General features: G+C 72.0%; 21 protein-coding genes and 1 pseudogene. 11 read left to right on the top strand and 11 right to left on the bottom strand.

All coding sequences use genetic code 11. The features are described from left to right. The 3 genes and pseudogenes from ACIQGQ_RS34510 to ACIQGQ_RS34520 all read right to left on the bottom strand — a co-directional run. Nucleotides 1-81 (bottom strand): annotated as a pseudogene (locus ACIQGQ_RS34510) (electron transfer flavoprotein subunit beta); the annotation flags it as partial. Nucleotides 82-286: 205 nt separating this feature from the next. Beyond that, nucleotides 287-793 carry a flavin reductase family protein gene (locus ACIQGQ_RS34515; RefSeq protein WP_402403773.1) on the bottom strand — a complete coding sequence of 169 codons (507 nt, stop codon included), beginning with the start codon at nt 791-793 and terminating at the stop codon, nt 287-289. A 196-nt stretch (nt 794-989) separates the two neighbouring features. Next, complete coding sequence (locus ACIQGQ_RS34520) at nt 990-1,316, bottom strand: TlpA family protein disulfide reductase (RefSeq protein WP_402403775.1); 327 nt, start codon at nt 1,314-1,316, stop codon at nt 990-992. Nucleotides 1,317-1,534: 218 nt separating this feature from the next. Here ACIQGQ_RS34520 and ACIQGQ_RS34525 point away from each other — a divergent pair, with 218 nt between their 5' ends. Beyond that, nucleotides 1,535-2,257, top strand: a complete 723-nt coding sequence (locus ACIQGQ_RS34525; RefSeq protein WP_402403778.1) for a lysophospholipid acyltransferase family protein — start codon at nt 1,535-1,537, stop codon at nt 2,255-2,257. 75 nt (nt 2,258-2,332) lie between these two features. Here the strand turns inward: ACIQGQ_RS34525 and ACIQGQ_RS34530 are convergent, their stop codons facing one another. The 3 genes from ACIQGQ_RS34530 to ACIQGQ_RS34540 are packed head-to-tail and all read right to left on the bottom strand — an operon-like array spanning nt 2,333 to nt 5,579. Then, nucleotides 2,333-3,415: a threonine aldolase family protein gene (locus ACIQGQ_RS34530; protein WP_402403781.1), complete on the bottom strand. Its 1,083-nt coding sequence runs from the start codon at nt 3,413-3,415 to the stop codon at nt 2,333-2,335. After that, nucleotides 3,394-4,155 (bottom strand): SDR family NAD(P)-dependent oxidoreductase, encoded by a 762-nt coding sequence (locus ACIQGQ_RS34535; protein ID WP_402403784.1) that lies wholly within the window; start codon nt 4,153-4,155, stop codon nt 3,394-3,396. The genes ACIQGQ_RS34530 and ACIQGQ_RS34535 overlap by 22 nt, the downstream gene beginning before the upstream one ends. A 26-nt stretch (nt 4,156-4,181) precedes the next feature. Further along, nucleotides 4,182-5,579, bottom strand: a complete 1,398-nt coding sequence (locus ACIQGQ_RS34540; RefSeq protein WP_402403787.1) for a DUF6421 family protein — start codon at nt 5,577-5,579, stop codon at nt 4,182-4,184. A 276-nt stretch (nt 5,580-5,855) separates the two neighbouring features. Here ACIQGQ_RS34540 and ACIQGQ_RS34545 point away from each other — a divergent pair, with 276 nt between their 5' ends. Beyond that, a complete protein-coding gene (locus ACIQGQ_RS34545) occupies nt 5,856-6,539 on the top strand; it encodes a glycerophosphodiester phosphodiesterase (protein WP_402403790.1) in 684 nt (227 codons plus the stop codon). A gap of 53 nt (nt 6,540-6,592) precedes the next feature. Here the strand turns inward: ACIQGQ_RS34545 and ACIQGQ_RS34550 are convergent, their stop codons facing one another. After that, nucleotides 6,593-7,156 carry a GNAT family N-acetyltransferase gene (locus ACIQGQ_RS34550; RefSeq protein ID WP_402403792.1) on the bottom strand — a complete coding sequence of 188 codons (564 nt, stop codon included), beginning with the start codon at nt 7,154-7,156 and terminating at the stop codon, nt 6,593-6,595. Nucleotides 7,157-7,236: 80 nt separating this feature from the next. Here ACIQGQ_RS34550 and ACIQGQ_RS34555 point away from each other — a divergent pair, with 80 nt between their 5' ends. Continuing rightward, nucleotides 7,237-7,623 carry a VOC family protein gene (locus ACIQGQ_RS34555; protein ID WP_402403795.1) on the top strand — a complete coding sequence of 129 codons (387 nt, stop codon included), beginning with the start codon at nt 7,237-7,239 and terminating at the stop codon, nt 7,621-7,623. A gap of 8 nt (nt 7,624-7,631) precedes the next feature. On the opposite strand, the gene ACIQGQ_RS34560 is transcribed toward ACIQGQ_RS34555, so the two are convergent. After that, nucleotides 7,632-9,044, bottom strand: coding sequence for a PLP-dependent aminotransferase family protein (locus ACIQGQ_RS34560; protein ID WP_402403797.1), 1,413 nt, complete (start codon nt 9,042-9,044; stop codon nt 7,632-7,634). Between the two features lie 104 nt (nt 9,045-9,148). Here ACIQGQ_RS34560 and ACIQGQ_RS34565 point away from each other — a divergent pair, with 104 nt between their 5' ends. The 7 genes from ACIQGQ_RS34565 (at nt 9,149) to ACIQGQ_RS34595 (ending at nt 14,818) form a co-directional block, all read left to right on the top strand. Then, complete coding sequence (locus tag ACIQGQ_RS34565) at nt 9,149-10,402, top strand: Tm-1-like ATP-binding domain-containing protein (RefSeq protein ID WP_402403800.1); 1,254 nt, start codon at nt 9,149-9,151, stop codon at nt 10,400-10,402. Nucleotides 10,403-10,463: 61 nt separating this feature from the next. Then, on the top strand, nt 10,464-11,288 hold the full coding sequence (locus tag ACIQGQ_RS34570) for a phosphoenolpyruvate hydrolase family protein (RefSeq protein WP_402403803.1): 825 nt from the start codon (nt 10,464-10,466) through the stop codon (nt 11,286-11,288). Between the two features lie 140 nt (nt 11,289-11,428). After that, nucleotides 11,429-12,001 carry a DUF5134 domain-containing protein gene (locus ACIQGQ_RS34575; protein WP_402403805.1) on the top strand — a complete coding sequence of 191 codons (573 nt, stop codon included), beginning with the start codon at nt 11,429-11,431 and terminating at the stop codon, nt 11,999-12,001. A gap of 85 nt (nt 12,002-12,086) precedes the next feature. Beyond that, the gene (locus ACIQGQ_RS34580; RefSeq protein ID WP_402403807.1) at nt 12,087-13,022 is read left to right on the top strand and encodes a M56 family metallopeptidase; all 936 of its coding nucleotides are present in this window, start codon (nt 12,087-12,089) and stop codon (nt 13,020-13,022) included. Between the two features lie 89 nt (nt 13,023-13,111). Then, complete coding sequence (locus ACIQGQ_RS34585; RefSeq protein WP_402403810.1) at nt 13,112-13,801, top strand: phosphatase PAP2 family protein; 690 nt, start codon at nt 13,112-13,114, stop codon at nt 13,799-13,801. A gap of 66 nt (nt 13,802-13,867) precedes the next feature. Further along, entirely contained in the window at nt 13,868-14,572 is a 705-nt protein-coding gene (locus ACIQGQ_RS34590; protein ID WP_402403813.1) for an HAD family hydrolase, read from the top strand. 66 nt (nt 14,573-14,638) lie between these two features. After that, complete coding sequence (locus ACIQGQ_RS34595; protein ID WP_402403815.1) at nt 14,639-14,818, top strand: hypothetical protein; 180 nt, start codon at nt 14,639-14,641, stop codon at nt 14,816-14,818. 13 nt (nt 14,819-14,831) lie between these two features. Here ACIQGQ_RS34595 and ACIQGQ_RS34600 read toward each other — a convergent pair whose 3' ends face one another. Beyond that, on the bottom strand, nt 14,832-15,203 hold the full coding sequence (locus ACIQGQ_RS34600) for an ArsR/SmtB family transcription factor (protein ID WP_402403818.1): 372 nt from the start codon (nt 15,201-15,203) through the stop codon (nt 14,832-14,834). Nucleotides 15,204-15,533: 330 nt separating this feature from the next. On the opposite strand from ACIQGQ_RS34600, the gene ACIQGQ_RS34605 reads away from it, so the two are divergent. After that, nucleotides 15,534-18,557, top strand: coding sequence for a carbohydrate binding domain-containing protein (locus ACIQGQ_RS34605; protein WP_402403820.1), 3,024 nt, complete (start codon nt 15,534-15,536; stop codon nt 18,555-18,557). A gap of 61 nt (nt 18,558-18,618) precedes the next feature. Here ACIQGQ_RS34605 and ACIQGQ_RS34610 read toward each other — a convergent pair whose 3' ends face one another. Together ACIQGQ_RS34610 and ACIQGQ_RS34615 are read right to left on the bottom strand one after the other, a co-directional pair. After that, nucleotides 18,619-19,716, bottom strand: coding sequence for an NADH:flavin oxidoreductase/NADH oxidase (locus ACIQGQ_RS34610; protein ID WP_402403823.1), 1,098 nt, complete (start codon nt 19,714-19,716; stop codon nt 18,619-18,621). 88 nt (nt 19,717-19,804) lie between these two features. Further along, nucleotides 19,805-20,200, bottom strand: a complete 396-nt coding sequence (locus ACIQGQ_RS34615) for a hypothetical protein (protein WP_402403826.1) — start codon at nt 20,198-20,200, stop codon at nt 19,805-19,807. Between the last annotated feature and the right edge of the window lie 8 nt (nt 20,201-20,208).

Consider the following 20,208-nt stretch of genomic DNA (forward strand, 5'->3'; position numbering starts at 1 on the left):
CACCGTCAGATCATCAGCGAAACGCCGGTCACCCGTCGCATCCGGCACATACTTCACACAGACAACGATCCTCAAGCTCACGCCGGCTCTCCTACTGCATCGTCTTTTCCGGGGGGCTGCCTTGTTGCTCGCAGCATAGGCGCCTGAAGGGGCGGATTCCGGTCGGGGCGACCGACGCCCCGACCGGAAATATTACTAGTCAGTACACCCAGCGGACGGCACATCGGCAAGCGCGCGTACCTGTGACATGCCCAACGTACGACGGACTCGTGCCGTCGGGGAGGAATCAGTCCCGCAGAGCGTTGAAGCGACCCTGGTGGTACAGGAGCGGACGGCCGCTCCCGGCCGGGTCGCCGACCACGGCCCGGGCGATCACGATCCGGTGGTCGCCCGCCGGGACCCGGGCGACCACACGGCAGACCAGCCATGCCAGTACGCCGTCGAGCAGGGGCACCCCCTCGGGGCCGCTGCGCCAGAAGGTGGACGGGCCGAACCGGTCGGCGCCGCTGCGGGCGAACGTGGCGGCCAGCTCCCGCTGGTGCTCACCGAGTATGTGGACGCCGACGTACTCGGCCTCGGCCAGGACCGGCCAGCTGGAGGACCCGGTTCCGGCCCCGAAGGAGATCAGCGGCGGGTCGGCGGCGACGGAGTTGAGGGAAGTGGCGGTGAAGCCGACCGGCCGGTCACCTGCCGCGGTGATCACGGCCACCCCGGCGGCGTGCTGGCGGAAGACCGAGCGGAGGAGTTCGGAGGAGGCCTGGACCGGAGTGCCGATTTCGGGCGAAGCCGTCATGGAGATGTCCTTCTGCGGTGGAGGCGTACGGGGCCGTGGTTGCTCAGGCACCCGGACAGCGCGCGCTCGCGTTGCGGGCGAGATCGACGTGGGCCCGGCCGTAGAGAAGGGTTTCCGGCGGCATAGCGTCAGACTGACGATTCGCGGCCGGTGCCGTCAAGGGCGTCCCGCGATGTGGGAGATGCGTCACGGCCCGTCACATCACCCGCCCCAGCGCGGCGACCACGTCGACGGTGCGCGGCTGGCCGACGGCACGGCGGACGATCCGGCCCTCGGCGTCGAGGACCAGCACGGTCGGCGTCCGGCTGATCCCCAGCTCCCGTACGAGTCCGAGGTGGGCCTCGGCGTCGATCTCGACGTGGGCGACGCCCGCCACCATGCGCGCCACCTCGGTGAGCGTGCGGCGGGTCGCCCGGCAGGGCTGGCAGAACGCGCTGGAGAACTGCACGAGCGTGGCCCGCTCCCCCAGTTCGGCTCCGAGCCCGGCCGCGTCCAGCGGTCCTGCCTGCGACTGCCTGTCCACCCTCGGCCTCCCGTCAGAGTTCGTCACAAGGGCTCAGCACCGCCGGCCGCCGGGGCATTCCCGGAGGTCGCACGTGACGAGAATCTCGCCTCCCGAGCCCCTTGAGACTGGCCACCGCGTCGCGCATGGGGCACGATCGGCGCCATGCCGCAAACCTACGGCTGCGTAACTTCCGCCGGGAGAATCCTCCTCAGGCGCTGAAGAAGGGTCTTCCCCAGATGGCAGAACTCGTCTATCGACCGGTCATCGGCGCCGCTCGCACGTTTTTCAAGGCGCTTGACCTGAAGATCGACAGCCAGGGTTCCGAATACATCCCGAAGACCGGCGGCGCGGTACTGGTAAGCAATCACATCAGCTATCTCGACTTCATCTTCACCGGCCTCGCGGCCCTGCCCCAGAAGCGGCTCGTCCGGTTCATGGCGAAGGAATCGGTCTTCAGGCACAAGGTCTCGGGACCGCTGATGCGCGGGATGAAGCACATCCCCGTCGACCGCAAGCAGGGCGAGGCCGCGTACGCGCACGCGCTGGACTCGCTGCGCTCCGGCGAGGTCATCGGAGTGTTCCCCGAGGCGACCATCTCGGAGTCGTTCACGCTGAAGAGCTTCAAGTCGGGCGCCGCCCGGCTGGCCCAGGAGGCCGGTGTGCCGCTGATCCCGGTGGCGCTGTGGGGCACGCAGCGGCTGTGGACCAAGGGGCGGCCGCGTAATTTCAAGCGCCAGCACGTGCCGGTGACCATCCGGGTCGGCGAGCCGGTGGAGGCCCCCGCCGACCAGTACGCGGGTGCGATCACCCGGCGGCTGCGGGAGCGGGTCCAGGAGCTGCTGGAGGCGGCCCAGCGGGCCTATCCGGTGCGGCCGAAGGACGCGGGCGACACCTGGTGGGTGCCCGCGCACCTCGGCGGTACGGCACCGACCCCGGCCGAGGTGAAGGGCCGGGGCTGACCCGGCCGAAACGTCACTGTGGCCCGTACTCCCCGGAGATCCGGGGAGTACGGGCCACAGGCCGTACGTACGCGGCTACCGCCTCGCCATCTCCTCCTTGAGGGCGAGGACGAAGGCGTCGACGTCTTCCTCCGTGGTGTCGAAGGCGCACATCCAGCGGACGTCCCCGGCCGCCTCGTCCCAGAAGTAGAAGCGGAAGCGCTTCTGCAGCCGTTCGCTCACCGCGTGCGGCAGCCGGGCGAAGACCGCGTTGGCCTGGACGGGGTGGAGGATCTCCACGCCGCCCACCGCGCGCACGCCCTCGGCGAGCCGCTGGGCCATCTCGTTGGCGTGCCGGGCGTTGCGCAGCCAGAGGTCCCCGGCCAGCAGCGCCTCCAGCTGCACGGAGACGAAGCGCATCTTGGAGGCGAGCTGCATCGACAGCTTGCGCAGATGCTTCATCGCGCGGACCGCGTCCGGGTTGAGCACGACCACGGCCTCGCCGAAGAGCGCCCCGTTCTTGGTGCCGCCGAAGGACAGCACGTCCACACCGACGGTGTTGGTGAACGTGCGCATCGGTACGTCCAGCGACGCCGAGGCGTTGGCTATCCGGGCCCCGTCCAGGTGGACCTTCATGCCGAGTCCGTGGGCGTGGTCGCAGATGGCGCGGATCTCGTCGGGCGTGTAGACCGTGCCGAGCTCGGTGTTCTGCGCGATCGAGACGACCTGCGGCATGGCGCGGTGCTCGTCGTCCCAGCCGTACGCCTGCCGGTCGATCAGCTCGGGGGTGAGCTTGCCGTCCGGCGTGGGCACGGTGAGCAGCTTGAGGCCGCCCACCCGCTCGGGGGCGCCGCCCTCGTCCACGTGGATGTGGGCGGACTCGGCGCAGATCACCGCGCCCCAGCGGTCGGTCATCGCCTGGAGGGCGACGACGTTGGCGCCGGTTCCGTTGAACACCGGAAAGGCTTCGGCGGTGGGGCCGAAGTGGCTGTGCATGACGCGCTGGAGGTGCCCGGTGTACTCGTCCTCGCCGTAGGCGATCTGGTGGCCGCCGTTGGCGAGGGCGAGCGCGGCGAGGATCTCCGGGTGGGTGCCCGCGTAGTTGTCACTGGCGAAGCCGCGAACCTGCGGGTCGTGGTGGCGCCGCGCGTCGGTTCTTACGGTTGTGGGGTCAGCCACAGGCGCTTTCCGTTCACTTCCGGGGCGGGCCGGTCCCAGACGCCGGTGATGGCCTCGGCCAGCTCCTCGACGTCGGTGAAGCCCGCGAATTTCGCATTCGGGCGCTCGGCGCGCATGGCGTCGTGCACCAGTGCCTTGATGACCAGAATGGCAGCCGCGGTCCTCGGCCCCTCCTCGCCCCCCGCCTTGCGGAAGGCGTCCGCGAGCGCGAGGGTCCAGGCCTCGGCGGCGGCCTTCGAGGCGGAGTAGGCCGCGTTTCCCGCGGTGGGCTTGGAGGCCCCGGCCGCGCTGATCAGCACGTAACGGCCCCGGTCGCTGCGCTGCAGCCCCTCCTGGAAGGCCAGTGAGGTGTGCTGGACCGTGCGGATCAGCAGTTTCTCCAGCAGGTTCCAGTCGGCGAGGTCGGTCTCGGCGAAGCTCTTGCTGCCGCGCCAGCCGCCGACCAGGTGGACCAGGCCGTCGATCCGGCCGAACTCCTTCTCGGTCCGGGCCGCCCACTCCCGGGTGGCGCCGAGGTCCAGCAGATCGACCGTGTCGCCGGTGACGGTGGCGCCGCCGTGGGCGTAGCGCGCGGCGTCGACCGCCTCGGCCAGCCTCGCGGCGTCGGCGTCGGACGCGACGACGGTCGCACCGGCCTCGGCGAGCCGCAGCAGCGCGGCCCGGCCGGCCGGGCCGGCGGCTCCGGCGACCGCGATCACGGCACCTTCGAGAGTCCCGCTGCCCTTGCCGTTTGCGTTCATGGCCACCGCCTCCTCAGACCCGGCGCTCACGCGGCTGCCCGCTCGGCATCCGCGGCCGTGATCCCCTTGGTGGAGGCGATCACGTTCTTCAGCTTCTTGGAGAGCGCCTCATAGAACATGCTCAGGGGAAACTCGTCCGGAAGCACGTCGTCGACGAGCTTGCGCGGCGGCTGCGACAGGTCCAGCGCGTCCGGACCCTTGGCCCAGCGGGAGCCGGGGTGCGGGGCGAGGTAGGCCGAGACCAGCTCGTAGGCGGCGAACCAGTGGACCAGCTTGGGGCGGTCGATGCCGTCGCGGTAGAGCTTCTCGATCTCGGCGCAGAGCTGGTTGGTGATCTGCGGGGCGCGGTCCCAGTCGATCTTCAGCGTGTTGTCGGTCCACCGGACGACGTCGTGCTTGTGGAGGTACGCGAAGAGCAGCTGGCCGCCGAGGCCGTCGTAGTTGCGGACGCGCTCGCCGGTGACGGGGAAACGGAACATCCGGTCGAAGAGCACGGCGTACTGGACGTCACGGCCCTGGGGGAAGCCGTCGGCCTCCAGCTTCACGGCCTCCTTGAAGGCGGTGAGGTCGCAGCGCAGCTCCTCCAGCCCGTACATCCAGAACGGCTGGCGCTGCTTGATCATGAAGGGGTCGAACGGCAGGTCGCCATGGCTGTGCGTCCGGTCGTGGACCATGTCCCAGAGCACGAACGCCTGCTCGCAGCGCTGCTGGTCGCCGACCATCTCCTGGATGTCCTCGGGCAGTTCGAGGCCGAGCAGCTCGACGGACGCCTCGGTGACCCGGCGGAAGCGGGCCGCCTCGCGGTCGCAGAAGATGCCGCCCCAGCTGAACCGCTCGGGGGCCTCGCGCACGGCGATGGTCTCCGGGAAGAGAACGGCGGAGTTGGTGTCGTATCCCGAGGTGAAGTCCTCGAAGGTGATGCCGCAGAACAGCGGGTTGTCGTAGCGGGTCGCCTCCAGCTCGGCCAGCCACTCGGGCCAGACCATCCGCAGGACGACCGCTTCGAGGTTGCGGTCCGGGTTGCCGTTCTGCGTGTACATCGCGAAGACGACCAGGTGCTGGAGACCGTCGGCGCGGTCCTTGGCCGGCTGGAAGGCGAGCAGCGAGTCGAGGAAGTCCGGCACGCCGAAGCCGTCGGTGACCCAGCGGCGCAGGTCCGTGACCAGGGCGCGGTGGTAGGTGGCGTCGTGCGGCAGCAGCGGGGAGAGCTCCTCGACCGCGGCGATCACCCGGTCGACGGCGGAGCGCGCGGCCCCGGGGGACGGTGCCCCCTCGGCCTCGAAGTCGATGGAGCCGTCCTTCGACTGCCAGGGCCGGATCTCTTCCACGGCATTCTTGAGCAGGGGCCAGGCGGAGTGGTCGACCACCCGCTGATCCGTAGCTATGCCGCCGTCGGTGGCGCCGTGCACAAGAATTTCCGTCATGTCACTTCCTCCACAGGAGAACCTCGCGTTAAGCAACCGTATCCATGTGCGGTTCTTTGAGACAAGTGGGACTCAGTAAATTATCCTGCGGACCCCCCATGGTCACCGCGATTTTTCCTGTCCGAAGCGGGACTCGTGGCGACTTCCCCCGGATTCCCCGGGGCCGTGTGCCGCGGGAGCGGGAGCTTGCTCCGACTGCCCCGTCGGCGTCATGCCGACGCCTCCGGTGGGTAGGAACCGCACGCGGGAAGACGTCTCGACGGAAGCGGGTTTGCCATGTCTTTTCTCACCATCGGACATCGCGGGGTGATGGGTGTCGAGCCGGAGAACACCCTGCGCTCGTTCGTCCGGGCCGAGCAGGCCGGGATGGACGCGATCGAGCTGGATCTCCATCTGAGCAAGGACGGCGCCCTGGCCGTCATGCACGACGCCGAGGTGGACCGGACGACCGACGGTACGGGGCCGATCAGCGAGAAGACCCTGGCCGAGCTGCGCGAACTCGACGCGGGGCAGGGCGAGCGGGTGCCGGTCTTCGAGGAGGTGCTCGACGCCGTGCGGTCCCCCGTGCAGGCCGAGATCAAGGACGCGGCGGCGGCCCGCGCGCTGGCCGGGGTGATGCTGCGGCGCGGCCTCGCCGACCGGGTCGAGGTGTCCTCGTTCCACGACGCGGCGGTGGCCGAGATCGCCCGCCTGGTGCCCGGGGTGCGGACCGTGCTCATCGCGAGCCGCTGGCAGGGCGACGTGGTGGACCGGGCGAAGGCGGTGGGGGCGGCGACGCTGGCGCTGAACATCCGCCGCCTCACCCTGGAGGTGACGGAGCAGGCCCACGCCGAAGGGCTGAGGGTCATCGGCTGGGTGGTGAACACCCAGGACCATCTGCGGCTGGCCCGGGCGCTGCGGCTGGACGGTGTGACCACCGACCACCCGGAGATCCGCCGCACCGGCCGCTTCACCGCCTGACCGCCCCGGGCCACCAACTGCGGCCGGGGTTCCGGTCACCGGAACCCCGGCCGCTACGCCGCTTCGGTGGCGAGGTCCTTGACGAGCAGTTCGAAGGCGAGGTCGTCGCGCTGCGGGATGCCGAAGCGCTCGTCGCCGTACGGGAACGGACTGAGCCGGCCCGTACGGCGGTAGCCGCGCCGCTCGTACCAGGCGATCAGTTCGTCCCGGACCGAGATCACGGTCATGTGCATCTCGCGCACGCCCCAGCCCTCGCGGACGGTGCGCTCGGCCTCGGCGATGATCACCTTGCCGAGCCCCTCGCCCTGGAGTTCCGGACGGACCGCGAACATGCCGAAGTAGGCCGCGGTGTCGCGGTGTTCGAGCTGGCAGCAGGCGACGAGCACGCCGTCCCGCTCCACCACCAGGAGCCGGCTGCCGGGAGACTCGACGACCCGGCGCACTCCGTCGGGGTCGGTCCGCTGGCCCTGGAGGATGTCCGCCTCGGTGGTCCATCCGGCCCGGCTGGCATCCCCCCGGTACGCCGACTCGATCAGCGCCACCAGCGCGGGCACATCGGCGTCGACCGCGTCGCGGAAGGTCGGCTGTCCGGGTTCCCGGGCGGAAGCTGTGTCCATCGTGGTGGTTCTCCGTCTCTTCACTCTTACGGCCGTGCCGGAGCAGCGTAACCCCGGGGACAGGCCCGTAGAGTCCGGGCATGGTGCACGTACTGAGCAGCCGGGTCCTGCTGCATCCGGTCGACCCCGAACGGTCACGGCGGTTCTACGGCCAGCGGCTCGGGCTGCCCGTCTACCGGGAGTTCGGCACCGGCCCCGAGCGCGGCACGGTCTACTTCCTCGGCGGGGGCTTCCTGGAGGTGTCCGGGCGGGCCGCCGAGCCACCGGTGCCCGGTCTCGAACTGTGGATGCAGGTCGCGGACGTACGGGCGGCACATGTGGAGCTGGCCGGCCAGGGCGTCGAGGTGCTGCGGGAGCCGGTGCGGGAGCCGTGGGGGCTGGTCGAGATGTGGATCGCCGATCCGGACGGGCACCGGATCGTCGTGGTGGAGGTGCCGGCCGACCATCCGCTGCGCTACCGCCCCTGACGCCGCCGTCAGTGCGCGGCGCGGCTGCGTTCCGCGCAGTCGACGAGGACCGGCAGGGCCCTGGCCAGGGCGCCGTCCCGGTCGGCGAACGGGAGCCGCACATGGTGCCGGAAGCCGTCCACGGCGGAGAAGGCCGGTCCGGGGACGATCAGTACGCCCGCGCGGCGGGCCAGCTGGGCGGTGGCCTCGGCGTCGGCACCGGGCAGCTCGACCCAGAGGGCGGAGCCGCCGTCGGGGCTCCGCCACCGCCAGCCGGTGCCCTGGTCCCGCAGGAGGCGTTCGGTCTCCGCGAGGCGTTCACGCAGCCGGGCACGGCGGCGCGCCCTGGCCTCGGGGAGCTGCCGGAGCAGCGTCACCGCGAGGAGCTGGTCCACCACCGGGCAGGACAGGTCGATGGACTTCTTGATGTCGGCGAGGCGGCGGACGACCGGGGTGGAGGCCCGGATCCAGCCGATCCGCAGGCCGCCCCAGAAGAGCTTGGAGAGGGTGCCGATGGTGGCCGTGGCGGCGGGCGGCAGCAGCCCGGCCAGCGAGGCGGGTGCGGCGTCGTGGTGCAGGGCCAGTTCGGCGTAGGCGTTGTCCTCCACCGTGTACAGGCCCTGGTCGGTGAGGACGGCGGCCCAGGCGCGGCGGGCGGGCTCGTCGGCGGCGCGCCCGGTGGGGTTGTGGAGCGAGGGCTGGAGGTAGACCAGGCGCGGGCGGACGTGGCCGGTCAGCCGGGCCAGTGCGCCGGCGCCGTGCGGGCCGTCGGCGGGCAGCGGGACGAGCCGGGCGCCCCGGGCGCGCAGTGCTTCGAGGGCGCCCCGGTAGGTCGGGTCCTCGACGACCACGGTGTCGCCGGGCTCGACCAGGCCCTGGGTGATCAGCCAGACGGCCTGCTGGGAGCCGGAGGTGATGAGGATCTGGTCGGCGCTGGTCGGCAGCCCCGCCGACCGGTGGTACCCGGCGATCGCCTCGCGGAGCTCGGGCAGCCCGTACGGGAGGTATCCGTCCCCGGTCAGCGCGGTGGTGAGGTCAGCGGCCGAGAGCGCGTCGGCGGCCGCCGCGACGGCGGGCAGCCCGTCCAGGGCGCCGCTCGACAGGTCGATGCCGCCGTCCCTGGTCCCGAAGCTGGCCAGCCGTCCCTCGGTGACGGGCTGGCCCACCGCCCCCGAGCCCCGCAGCCGGGAGCCGCTGCCCCGTCTGCTCTCCAGCCGTCCGCCGGCCTCCAGCAGACCGTACGCGGCCGTCACGGTGGAACGGCTGACGCCCAGCGCCGCGGCGAGGGCCCGCTGGGAGGGCAGCACCGTGCCCGGCGCGACGTCCCCGCGCTCGGCGAGTTCGCGCAGCGCCGCGGCGAGCAGCGCGGGCAGCGCGCCGGTGCCGTCCTTGGACCACCCGGTCAGCAGGCGGGAGAGCCGGGTGGGAGGAATCCGCTCCATGGCCCCATCATCGCCCGACGCAGGCCAATTGCCGTCAAGTGGTCTTTGCCGCCGCCGGGCGCCTCGCACATGATCGGGAGAACGCCGTTGCAAAGGAGCGAGACATGGCGACCGTGGTGCTCGTCGGGACACTGGACACCAAGGGGGCGGAGTACGCGTGGCTGTCCGAGCGGATTCGTGAGGCCGGCTGCGACGTGGTGCTCGTCGACGCCGGGGTGATGCCCTCGCCCATCGACGGCCCGGCGGGCGACATCGACGCGGCGGCCGTCGCGCGCCGCGCCGGGCACGGTCTGGACGCGCTGCGGGCCGCCGGGGACCGGGGAGCGGCGGTCACCGCGATGGCCGAGGGCGTGGAGCGGATCGTGGGCGATCTGCACCGGGAGGGGCAGCTGCACGCGGTGCTGGCCGTCGCCGGGAGCGGGGGCTCGTTCATCGCCGCGCGCGCCATGCAGGCGCTGCCGATCGGCGTCCCCAAGGTGCTGGTGTCCACCATGGCGAGCGGGGACGTGTCACCGTACGTGGGCAGCAGCGACATCACGATGATGTACAGCGTCGTCGACGTGGCGGGCATCAACTCCGTGTCGTCGCAGATCCTGGGCAACGCGGCCGCGGCGGCGGCCGGCATGGCCGTCCACCACGAACGGAGCCTGCGCAACCCGGGGCCCCAGGGGCGTCCGCTGGTCGGTGCCAGCCAGTTCGGCGTCACCACCGCCGCGGTCGACGCCGCCCGGCAGCGGCTGGACGAGCTGGGGTACGAGGTCCTGGTCTTCCACGCCACGGGGGCCGGCGGCCGGGCGCTGGAGAAGCTCACGGCGGGCGGGTTCCTCGCCGGTGTGCTGGACCTGACCACCACCGAGCTGGCGGACGACCTGGTCGGCGGGGTGCTGAGCGCGGGTCCCGACCGGCTGACCGCGGCGGGCCTGGCCGGTGTGCCGCAGGTGGTCGCGCCCGGGGCGCTGGACATGGTGAACTTCGGCCCCGCCGACACCGTCCCGGAGCGGTTCGCCGACCGCCGTCTCCTGGTTCACAACCCCACCGTCACCCTGATGCGCACCACGCCCGGCGAGATGGCCGAGCTGGGCGCCTCCATGGGACGGAAGCTGGCCGCGGCCCAGGGCCCGACAGCGGTGCTGTGGCCGTTGGGCGGTGTCTCCGCCGTGGACGCCCCGGGCGGCCCGTTCCACGATCCGGAGGCCGACGCGGCCGGGCTCGCCGCCCTGCGGGAGGCGGTGCGCGGCAGCGCCGTGGACCTGCGGGAGATCGGCGCCCACCTCAACGACCCGTCGTTCGCCGTCGCCGCCGCCGACCACCTCCACCAGCTGATCACGGCGCACGGCACGGCCCGCCCGCGGCCCTGACCAGCGGCGCCCACCGACCACCCCACCCCTGAACACCTCTCGTCCGAACAGGAGCCCATCCGTGAACCGCACACAAGCACTGGCCCGACTGACCGAACAGGTCCGGTCCGGCCGGGCCGTCATCGGCGCGGGCGCGGGCACCGGTCTGTCCGCCAAGTGCGCGGAGGCCGGCGGCGTCGACCTGCTGATCATCTACAACTCCGGCCGCTACCGGATGGCCGGCCGCGGCTCGCTGGCGGGCCTGCTGCCCTACGGCGACGCCAACGCCATCGTGCTCGACATGGCGGGCGAGGTCCTGCCGGTGGTGCGGGACGTCCCGGTGCTTGCCGGGGTGTGCGGCACCGACCCGTTCCGGATCATGGGCAACTTCCTCGACCAGCTGAAGGCCGTGGGCTTCACCGGTGTGCAGAACTTCCCGACCGTCGGTCTGTACGACGGGAAGTTCCGGGAGAACCTGGAGGAGACCGGGATGGGCTTCGGCCTGGAGGTCGACATGATCCGCCAGGCCCATGAGCGCGATCTGCTCACCGCCCCCTACGTGTTCGACCCCGATCAGGCCGCCGCGATGGCGCGGGCGGGTGCCGATGTGCTCGTTCCGCACGTCGGGCTGACCACCAAGGGCTCGATCGGCGCCGCGACCGCACTCACGCTCGACGAGGCCGCCACCGCCGTGCAGGAGATGCACGACGCGGCCAAGGCCGTCAATCCGGAGATCGTGGTGCTCTGCCACGGCGGGCCGATAGCCGAACCCGAGGACGCCCGTTACGTCCTGGAGCACACCTCGGGGATCGCCGGGTTCTTCGGCGCCTCGTCCATGGAGCGGCTGCCCACCGAGCGGGCCATCACCGAGCAGGCGCGCGCCTTCAAGTCCCTCACGCTCGGCTGACCCCGGGCCCGGATCCGCGCCGCGCGCGGAGGGGACGCTCCCTCCGCGCGCTCCCCCTGTACCCCAGTGCGCCGCGTACGGCAGTTCCCGTACGGGCATCGACCTGGGGGGTACCGCGTCGTACGTCCAGGGGGTGTGCCGTGCACGGACCGGTGGTTCCGGGCTGGTTGTTGATGGCCTTGTGCGCGACGGCGGGGGCCTACTGCCTGCTGCGCACCCGCAGTGAGAGCGGGGAGGGGCGCAGGGCGGCGCGCGCGGAGGCGCTGATGGGCTTCGGCATGGCGGCGATGGCGGTGCCCGCGGCCGTCGTGCCGCCGCCCGCCTGGGGCTGGGCGGTGTACGCGGTGCTGTTCGGCGGGGCCGCGCTGCGCGCCCTGTGGTTCGCCCGGCTCGACCGGCACCATCTGCATCACCTGGTCGGTTCCGTGGCGATGGTCTACATGGCGCTGACGATGGCACCCGGCGCGGGTGCGGGGCACGGCGTCCACGCGGGCCACGCCGCCGCGGTGGCGGGAGGCGTCCCCCTGCTGACCGGGGGGCTGCTGGCCTACTTCGCGGTGTACGTGCTGCGGTCGGGGGCGCGGCTGATACCCGTGGCCGCGGCGTCCGGCGGCGGCGCCGTCGCGGGAGGCTGGGGCGCGCGGCCCGAGCTGGCCCTCGCCTGCCGGCTGACGATGGGGATGGCGATGTTCGCGATGCTGCTCGGCCTGTGAGACGGCCGCCGCGCAAACCGTGGCGTGCGTCACTTGCCGTGCACGGCCATACCCGTGGCCGCCGCGCCCCTCATAGGCTGGCTCCATGTTGGTCTCCCTCGCACTGCTGCTGCTCGGTGCCCTGGCCGCCGTCCTGACCCCGCGGCTGATGGACAGGGCACGGTGGCCGGAGCGCGAGCCCGTGGTGGCCCTCTGGGTGTGGCAGTGCGCGGTGGCGGGGGTGCTGGTCTCCTTCGCGCTCTCCATGACGTTCAGCGCCGCCGCTGCCTGGCAGGCGGTGCGCGGGCACGTGTTCGCCCCGGCGCCGCGGGCGGTGGTGGAGGCGTACGCGCTCGGCGGGCACGGCTCCTGGTCGGCGGCGATGGCGGTGCTGCTCGCGCTCGGCGGGGTGTGGTCGGCGGTGATGCTGACCCGGGAGATCCGCCGGGCCCGGGTGCGGCGGCGCAGGCGGCGTGCCGAACTGCTGGTGCGTTCCCCGCTGATGCCCGGCGAGGAGCCCGGCAGCGCCCGTCTGGTGGTGCTGGAGGGGGACCGTCCGGATGCCTGGTGGCTGCCGGGCGCCGCGCCTCAACTGGTCATCACCACCACGGCGCTCCGGCGCCTGAAGGGCCGTCAGCTCGACGCGGTACTCGCCCATGAGCAGGGGCACGCGAAGGCGCGCCACGACTGGCTGCTCCACTGCTCCGGCGCTCTGGCCTCCGGGTTCCCGCAGGTCCCGGTCTTCGCGGCGTTCCGCGACGAGATGCACCGGCTGGTCGAACTGGCCGCGGACGATGTGGCGTCGAAACGTTTCGGGCGGCTGACGATCGCCCTGGCCCTGGTGGAACTGAACGAGGACCGCGGGGTGTTCGGCCCGTGCCCGACGCCGGGCGCGCAGCTGCCGATGCGGGTGAACCGGCTGCTGACCCCGGCGGACCGGCTCACCGCCGGCCGCAGGCTCCGGCTGACCGCCGCGGCCGCGCTGGTTCCGGTGGTCCCGCTGCTGATCGCGTTCCTCCCGGGGCTCAGCGCGCTGCGCTAGCGCACCGCGACAGCCCGCGACGCCGGCGGCGCGCCCCGACCCGCTCCCCGTGGTGGCCGGGACCGCCGGTCGTCCGCGAGGATCACCCCATGCCGTCCACCCCGCTCGCCCCGCCGCCCCTCCGCCCCCACCGGTTCACCGCGCTGCGCGCGGGCACGGCCTGCGGGCTGCTCTTCCTGGCCCTGCTGGCCCTGGTGGCCGTGCGGTGGTCACCGCTGATGGATCTGGACCGCGCCGTCGCGGACACGTTGCACCGCAGAGCGGTGACCGAGCCGGGGCTGGTGCACGTCAACCGGATCCTGACCGACTGGGTCTGGGACCCGTGGACCATGCGTGCCCTGATCGCCGTGGCGGTGGTGGCGCTGTGGTGGCGGGGGGCCCGGCCGCTCGCGGGGTGGGTGGCGGCGACGAGCCTGCTGGGCACGCTGGCGCAGCAGGGGCTGAAGTCCGCGGTCGGCCGGGAACGGCCGCACTGGCCCGACCCGGTGGACTCCGCGCACTACGCGGCGTTCCCCTCGGGTCACGCGCTGACGGCCGTGGTGGGCTGCGGGCTGCTGCTGTGGCTGCTGCGCCGGTACGGGGCCGGGCCCCGGCTGTGGCGCGGTGCGCTGGCCGTGGCGGGCGTCTCCGTCGTCGGGGTGGGGGCGACCCGGCTCTACCTGGGGGTCCACTGGCTGAGCGACGTGCTGGGCGGCTGGCTGCTGGGGGCGGCCCTGGTGGGTCTCTCGGTCGCCGGGTTCGCGTGGTACGAGCGGCGCGGCGGGGCGCGTACGCCCTGATCCGTCGGCCCGGACCGGGCCGGGCTCCCTTGCGATGCGTCGCCCGCACCGGGGAGTATCGCGATCATGCAGATCAAGGGCGCGCTGTTCGACTTCTCCGGGACCCTCTTCCGTATCGAGCCGGTCCGTTCCTGGCTCCGCGCGGTCCTCACCGAGCGCGGAATCGCGGTGGACGAATCCGCATTCGAGCGGTACGCGGCCGGTCTGGAGGCCGCCGGGGCCCTGCCGGGCGGCCCCGCTCCCGGGCACGTCCCGGCCCCGTTCGCCGCCCTGTGGGCCACCCGGGACGAGAGCGCACGGGCGCACCGGGAGACGTACACCGCCCTGGCCCGCCAGGTGGCGCTCCCGGACCCGGGGCTGTACGACGCGCTGTACGAGCGGCACCGGACGCCCGCCGCCTGGCAGCCCTACCCGGACGCGGCCGAGGTCCTCGGGGAGCTGCGCGGGAACGGTGTCCGGATCGGCGTGGTCAGCAACATCGGCTGGGACCTGCGCCCGATCTTCCGGGAGCACGGCCTCGACGGCCTGATCGACGCCTATGTCCTGTCGTACGAGCACGGCGTCCAGAAGCCGGACCCACGAATCTTCCACACGGCCTGCACATCTCTCGGACTGGATCCGGCCGATGTGGTGATGGTCGGGGACGACCGGGAGGCGGACGGCGGAGCCGCCGCGGTCGGCTGTGACGTGCGGTTCGTGCGGCATCTTCCGGTGTCGGAGCGGCCCGATGGACTGCGGACGCTCGAACTGGTGCCGGGCGTTCCCCGGTAGGCATGTGAGAGATGTCCCTGACGCGCAATGGGTCCGATTGTCACATCGTGGCCTTAGCCTGTAACCATGTCCCGTTCTTCGTGCTCCCCCGATTCCACGCGCACCGCCGCCGCGGTGAACGAAGAAATCCGTGACCTGTGGCAGCGCTCGGGCGGCTGCCTGTCCCCGGAGGACGAGGAGCAGTACCAGCGGCTGCTGGTGGAGTGGGCCGCGGCGACGGGCGGCTCGTCCCGGCCCGCCGCCTGACCCTGGGAGACTTCTAGCGTTCCTCGCCGATGCGCCGCGCCTGGCGATCGGCGGCGTCCAGCACATGATCGAGCAGCCCGGGGAACAGCTCCTCCAGATCGTCCCGCCGCAGGCCGTTCATCTTGGCCGTGCCCCGGTAGACCTGCTGGACGATGCCGCTCTCGCGGAGCACCCGGAAGTGGTGCGTGGTCGTCGACTTGGTCACCGGGAGCTCGAAGCAGGAGCAGCTGAGCTCGGACCCGGCGGCGGCCAGCTCGCGGACGATGCGCAGACGCATCGGGTCGGAGAGCGCGTGCAGCACCGCCTCGACGCGGATCTCGTCCCGTGCCGGATGGTCGAGCACACGGCCGCCGGTCCCGGCGGCGGGGGCGCTGGCAGAGGTCACGGCGACTCCACTTCCTGGACGTGCACCGGCCCGCTCCCGGGCCCGTACGGCCTCCCATAATACGAGACACGTCGTAGTTCTAGGCATACCGAGCCGCACGCCGGCGCCGTACCGTTCCACGCCGCACCTCTTTACGTTCTTGTCATGCGCAGGTACGTTCACCGCCGCAAGGAATTGCAGCAAAATTCCGACGGATTTTTCCCGGAAGGAACCGCTCGCCCGAACCCCGAGGCGCGTCAGGGTTCTCCGGCGGGACCGCGCGGGTGGCCATCGGGCACCCGCGCCGCCGACTGCCACGGCCTACGGCCGTGGCCTCCCCTGGAGACACGCATGAAACGCACCTCGCGCTCCGCGCCGAGACGCCTGTTGGCGACGGTCGTGGCCGCGGCCGGACTTCTGGGCGTCCTCGCCGCCGCCCCCGGTTCGGCCCTCCGTCCGACCGCCGCGTCCGCCTCCGCCACGGCGGGGAACACCGCGACGGTCTTCTACCCCACGAAGACCCGCGACTGGCCCGCGTACTACCTTCATTACGCACCCGACGGCGGCTCCTGGACGACCGTGCCCGGAGTACGGATGACGGCCGCCTGCACGGACTGGGTGAAGGCGACCGTCGATCTGGGCGACGCGTCCGGGCTGGCCGCGACGTTCAACGACGGCTCGGGCACCTGGGACAACAACGGCGGCGCCGACTACGACCTGGGCACCGGCGACCTCGTCGTCAAGGACGGCACCGTGACCCACGGCGACCCGCGCGGCGACACCGGCCCGGACCCCACGCCGTCCCCCACGGAACCGGGATCCGCCACCGTCTACTACGCCACGGCCACCGTCGGCTGGTCCACCGCCAACATCCACTACCAGCCTGCGGGCGGCTCGTGGACCACCGTGCCGGGCGTGGGCATGGAAACGGCCTGCACGGGGTGGCTGAAGCGCACCGTCGACCTGGGCGGCGCCGCTTCCATGCGGGCCGCGTTCAACAACGGCAACGGCGTCTGGGACAACAACAACGGCAGCGACTACACGATCCCGGCGGGCGTCTCCACCGTACGGGACCGGACCGTCACCCCCGGGGCCGCCGACCCCTGCGCCGCCGAACCGGCCGACACCGAGCCCCCCACCGCGCCCACCGGGGCGAAGGCCACCGCGGACGGCGTCTCGACCGTGCTGACATGGGAGCCGTCCACGGACAACCGGGGCGTCACCGGATACCAGGTGACCCGGACCGGCGGCACGACGGGCACGACGGTCACCGACACAACCTCCACGGTCCTCTCCCAGTCGGGCCTGGAGGAGCGGACCGCCTACACGTACACGGTGCGGGCCGTGGACGCGGCGGGGAACGTCTCCGCGCCGTCCGAGCCCGCCACCGTCACCACCGCACAGAAGCCGACCACCCCCGCCACCGGGAAGCCGCTGGGCACCGATCCGCGCAAGGACCCGATCTACTTCGTGCTGACCGCGCGCTTCAACGACGGCGACAGCTCCAACAACCGGGGTGGCAGCCAGCACGTGAGGTCCGGCAACGCCGCCAACGACGACCCGATGTTCCGGGGCGACTTCAAGGGTCTGATCGAGAAGCTCGACTACATCAAGGGCCTGGGCTTCTCCGCGGTCTGGATCACTCCGGTCGTGCTGAACCGGTCCGACTACGACTACCACGGGTACCACGGGTACGACTTCTACCGGGTCGACGCCAGACTGGAGTCCGCCGGCGCCTCGTACCAGGACCTGATCGACTCGGCGCACGCCAAGGGCATGAAGATCTATCAGGACGTCGTCTACAACCACTCCTCGCGCTGGGGAGCCAAGGGCCTCTTCACCCCCACGGTGTACGGGGTCCGCGACACCCAGTGGAGCTGGTACTACGACGAGCGGAACGAGGGTTTCGAGTACGACGGCGTGAGCGTCGAGACCAAGTCGGGGAAGTCCTACTACAACGGCGACCTCTGGTCCACCGCCGAGCCTTCCGGCAACACCTGCCTCAACTGGGGGACTCCCACGGGCCAGACCTCTCCCGAGGGGTACCGGCTCTACAACTGCCAGTGGCCGAGCCCCACTTCCGGCATGTTCCCGAAGGAGTACTACCACAACTGCTGGATCGGCAACTGGGAGGGCGAGGACGCCCGCAGCTGCTGGCTCCACGAGGACCTGGCCGACTTCAACACGGAGAGCGCGCCCGTCCAGAACTATCTGATCGGCGCCTACGACAAGTACATCGACATGGGCGTGGACGGCTTCCGCCTCGACACCGCCGTGCACATCCCGCGCACCACCTGGAACCGCCGCTTCCTGCCCGCGATCCAGGAACGGGTGGCCTCCCGGTTCGGCGACGGGGCCGCGCGGAACTTCTTCGTCTTCGGCGAGGTCGCCGCCTTCGTCAACGACAAGTGGAACCGGGGTTCGGTCAACCACTCGGCGCAGTTCTACACCTGGAAGGAGCGCAAGGAGTACGACGCCGACGACGCGAAGGCCGCCCTGGAGATGTACGACTACGAGCAGCAACAGGGCACCGGCTCCCAGCCGACCTCCACCAACGCCTTCCTGGACGGGAACAGCTACCACACCCCCGACCACAGCCGTTTCTCCGGCATGAACGTCATCGACATGCGGATGCACATGAACTTCGGTGACGCCTCCAACGCATACAACAACGGCAAGGACTCCGACGACAGTTACAACGACGCCACCTACAACGTCGTGTACGTGGACAGCCACGACTACGGCCCCAACAAGGGCAGCGAACGCTACGCGGGCGGTACCGACGCCTGGGCCGAGAACATGTCGCTGATGTGGACCTTCCGCGGCATCCCGACCCTGTACTACGCCTCCGAGATCGAGTTCCAGGCGGGCAGGCGGATCGACTGCGGCCCCAGCTGCCCGCTGGCGACCACCGGCCGCGCCTACTACGGCGACCACCTCGCCGGCAGCGTGGCGGCGTCCGGCTTCGGCACGGTCTCCTCGGCCACCGGCGAGGTGGCCCGGACACTCGACCAGCCGCTGGTCAGACACCTCCAGCGACTCAACCTGATCCGGCGCGCCGTGCCCGCGCTCCAGATGGGCCAGTACTCCACCGAGGGCATCACCGGCGGCATGGCGTACAAGCGCCGCTACACCGACGCCGCGAGCGGGGTCGACAGCTTTGCCCTGGTGACCGTCACCGGCGGTGCCACGTACACCGGCATCCCCGACGGCACCTACCGGGACGCGGTCACCGGGGACACCCGGGTGGTCTCGGACGGGACGCTCTCGGTCGCCGCGCCCGGCAAGGGAAATCTCCGCGTCTACGTCCTCGACCTGGGCGGCCGGAACGCGGCCCCCGGAAAGATCGGCACGGCCGGTCCGTACCTGAAGTAGGCACGGGTCCGGGGGCGGGCCCGCCGCACGAGCGGGTCCGCCCCCGGACCGGGCGGGGCGGTCAGACCGTGCGGAGGTACTGGTCCGGGGTGCGCAGCTCGCCACCCAGCTCACGGGCCGCCCGCTGGGCCCACGACGGGTCGCGCAGCAGTTCGCGGCCGAGCAGGACGGCGTCCGCCCGCCCCTCGGTGATGATCTTCTCGGCCTGCTGCGGTTCGGTGATCAGCCCGACGGCCGCCACCGGGAGCGAGGTCTCGTTCCTGACCCGTTCGGCGAAGGGGACCTGGTAGCCGGGCCCGGTGGCGATACGGACCCGCGGGGCGTTCCCGCCGCTGGAGACGTCCAGCAGATCGACGCCGTGGGCCTGGAGCAGCCCGGCCAGGCGCACGGTCTCGTCGACCGTCCAGCCCTCCCGGTCGTCCTCCTCGTCCTCCGTGAGCCAGTCCGTGGCGGAGATCCGGAAGAGCACCGGCAGCTCCTGGGGCCAGACCTCGCGGACCGCGTCCACGATCTCCAGGGCGAGGCGGGTGCGGTTCTCGAAGCTGCCGCCGTACTCGTCGGTGCGCCGGTTGCTGTACGGGGAGAGGAACTGTCCGACGAGGTAGCCGTGGGCGCCGTGCACCTCGGCGACCTGGAACCCGGCGTCGAGGGCGCGGCGGGCGGCCTCACGGAAGCTGTCGACGACCTCGCGGATCCCGTCCGTGGTCAGCTCGTGCGGCACGGGGTGGCCGTCGTCGAACGGCAGCGGGCTCGGGGCGACCGGCGTCCAGCCGTGCGCCTCCGGTCCGACCGGGGCGCCGCCCAGCCAGGGGGCCGCCGTGGACGCCTTCCGCCCGGCGTGGGCGAGCTGGATCCCGGGGACGGAGCCCTGGCTCTTGATGAAGTCCGTGATCCGGCGGAACGCGGCTACCTGGGTGTCGTTCCAGATGCCGAGGTCGCTGGGGCTGATCCGCCCCTCGGGGCTGACGGCCGTCGCCTCGGTGAGGATGAGCCCCGTTCCCCCGATGGCGCGCGCCGCGAGGTGGGCGAAGTGCCAGTCGGTCGCGACACCGGTCTCCGGACCCTCCGGTGCGGCGCTGTACTGGCACATGGGTGCCATCCAGACCCGGTTGGGAACAACGAGCGACCGCAGGGTGTAGGGCTCGAAGAGGGCACTCACGTGGGACTCCGTTTCGACGACTGCGGAAGGACCATTACTACGGCAAGCATCGTACTACGACATTCATCAAAGTACGAAGCCTCTCGTACTAAAGTCGGGATCCTTCGCCGCGCCGCCGGAGCGTGATGGCCGCCGCCGCGTCATAGCCCTGGGTCCAGCTGCGCCCGGCCCCCGATCGCCAGGTGACCTGGGCGGTGGCGCCGTCGACCCGGACGGCCTCCACCGTCATGGTCCGTTCGCCGTCCCGGACGTCCCCGCGGCGAAGCTCGTGCGCCTGAACGGTCACGAGCCGTACGGTGTCGGCGCGGTCGGCCTCGTCCGCCGCATGGAGCAGCTCGGCCGCCAGCTCCCGGGCCCGCTCGGGGGTGCAGAACAGCGAGACGCCGCCCGAGGGCCCCGCCGCCCTGATCCCGACCCGCGCCCCGGCCGGGTCCACCTCCAGGACCGCTCCGCGCCCCTCGACGTCCTCGACACCGCTCGCCATCGCTCCAC

The organism is Streptomyces sp. NPDC092952, assembly GCF_044754785.1.
GTDB lineage: Bacteria > Actinomycetota > Actinomycetes > Streptomycetales > Streptomycetaceae > Streptomyces.

Bases quoted from the DNA above. Each gene is read 5' to 3' on its own strand.
- ACIQGQ_RS34550 (WP_402403792.1), bottom strand. From the start codon at position 7,156: ATGGACACAGCTTCCGCCCGGGAACCCGGACAGCCGACCTTCCGCGAC.
- ACIQGQ_RS34590 (WP_402403813.1), top strand. From the start codon at position 13,868: ATGCAGATCAAGGGCGCGCTGTTCGACTTCTCCGGGACCCTCTTCCGT.
- ACIQGQ_RS34545 (WP_402403790.1), top strand. From the start codon at position 5,856: ATGTCTTTTCTCACCATCGGACATCGCGGGGTGATGGGTGTCGAGCCG.
- ACIQGQ_RS34560 (WP_402403797.1), bottom strand. From the start codon at position 9,044: ATGGAGCGGATTCCTCCCACCCGGCTCTCCCGCCTGCTGACCGGGTGG.
- ACIQGQ_RS34555 (WP_402403795.1), top strand. From the start codon at position 7,237: ATGGTGCACGTACTGAGCAGCCGGGTCCTGCTGCATCCGGTCGACCCC.
- ACIQGQ_RS34605 (WP_402403820.1), top strand. From the start codon at position 15,534: ATGAAACGCACCTCGCGCTCCGCGCCGAGACGCCTGTTGGCGACGGTC.
- ACIQGQ_RS34540 (WP_402403787.1), bottom strand. From the start codon at position 5,579: ATGACGGAAATTCTTGTGCACGGCGCCACCGACGGCGGCATAGCTACG.
- ACIQGQ_RS34595 (WP_402403815.1), top strand. From the start codon at position 14,639: ATGTCCCGTTCTTCGTGCTCCCCCGATTCCACGCGCACCGCCGCCGCG.
- ACIQGQ_RS34615 (WP_402403826.1), bottom strand. From the start codon at position 20,200: ATGGCGAGCGGTGTCGAGGACGTCGAGGGGCGCGGAGCGGTCCTGGAG.
- ACIQGQ_RS34585 (WP_402403810.1), top strand. From the start codon at position 13,112: ATGCCGTCCACCCCGCTCGCCCCGCCGCCCCTCCGCCCCCACCGGTTC.
- ACIQGQ_RS34515 (WP_402403773.1), bottom strand. From the start codon at position 793: ATGACGGCTTCGCCCGAAATCGGCACTCCGGTCCAGGCCTCCTCCGAA.
- ACIQGQ_RS34580 (WP_402403807.1), top strand. From the start codon at position 12,087: ATGTTGGTCTCCCTCGCACTGCTGCTGCTCGGTGCCCTGGCCGCCGTC.
- ACIQGQ_RS34525 (WP_402403778.1), top strand. From the start codon at position 1,535: ATGGCAGAACTCGTCTATCGACCGGTCATCGGCGCCGCTCGCACGTTT.
- ACIQGQ_RS34535 (WP_402403784.1), bottom strand. From the start codon at position 4,155: ATGAACGCAAACGGCAAGGGCAGCGGGACTCTCGAAGGTGCCGTGATC.
- ACIQGQ_RS34565 (WP_402403800.1), top strand. From the start codon at position 9,149: ATGGCGACCGTGGTGCTCGTCGGGACACTGGACACCAAGGGGGCGGAG.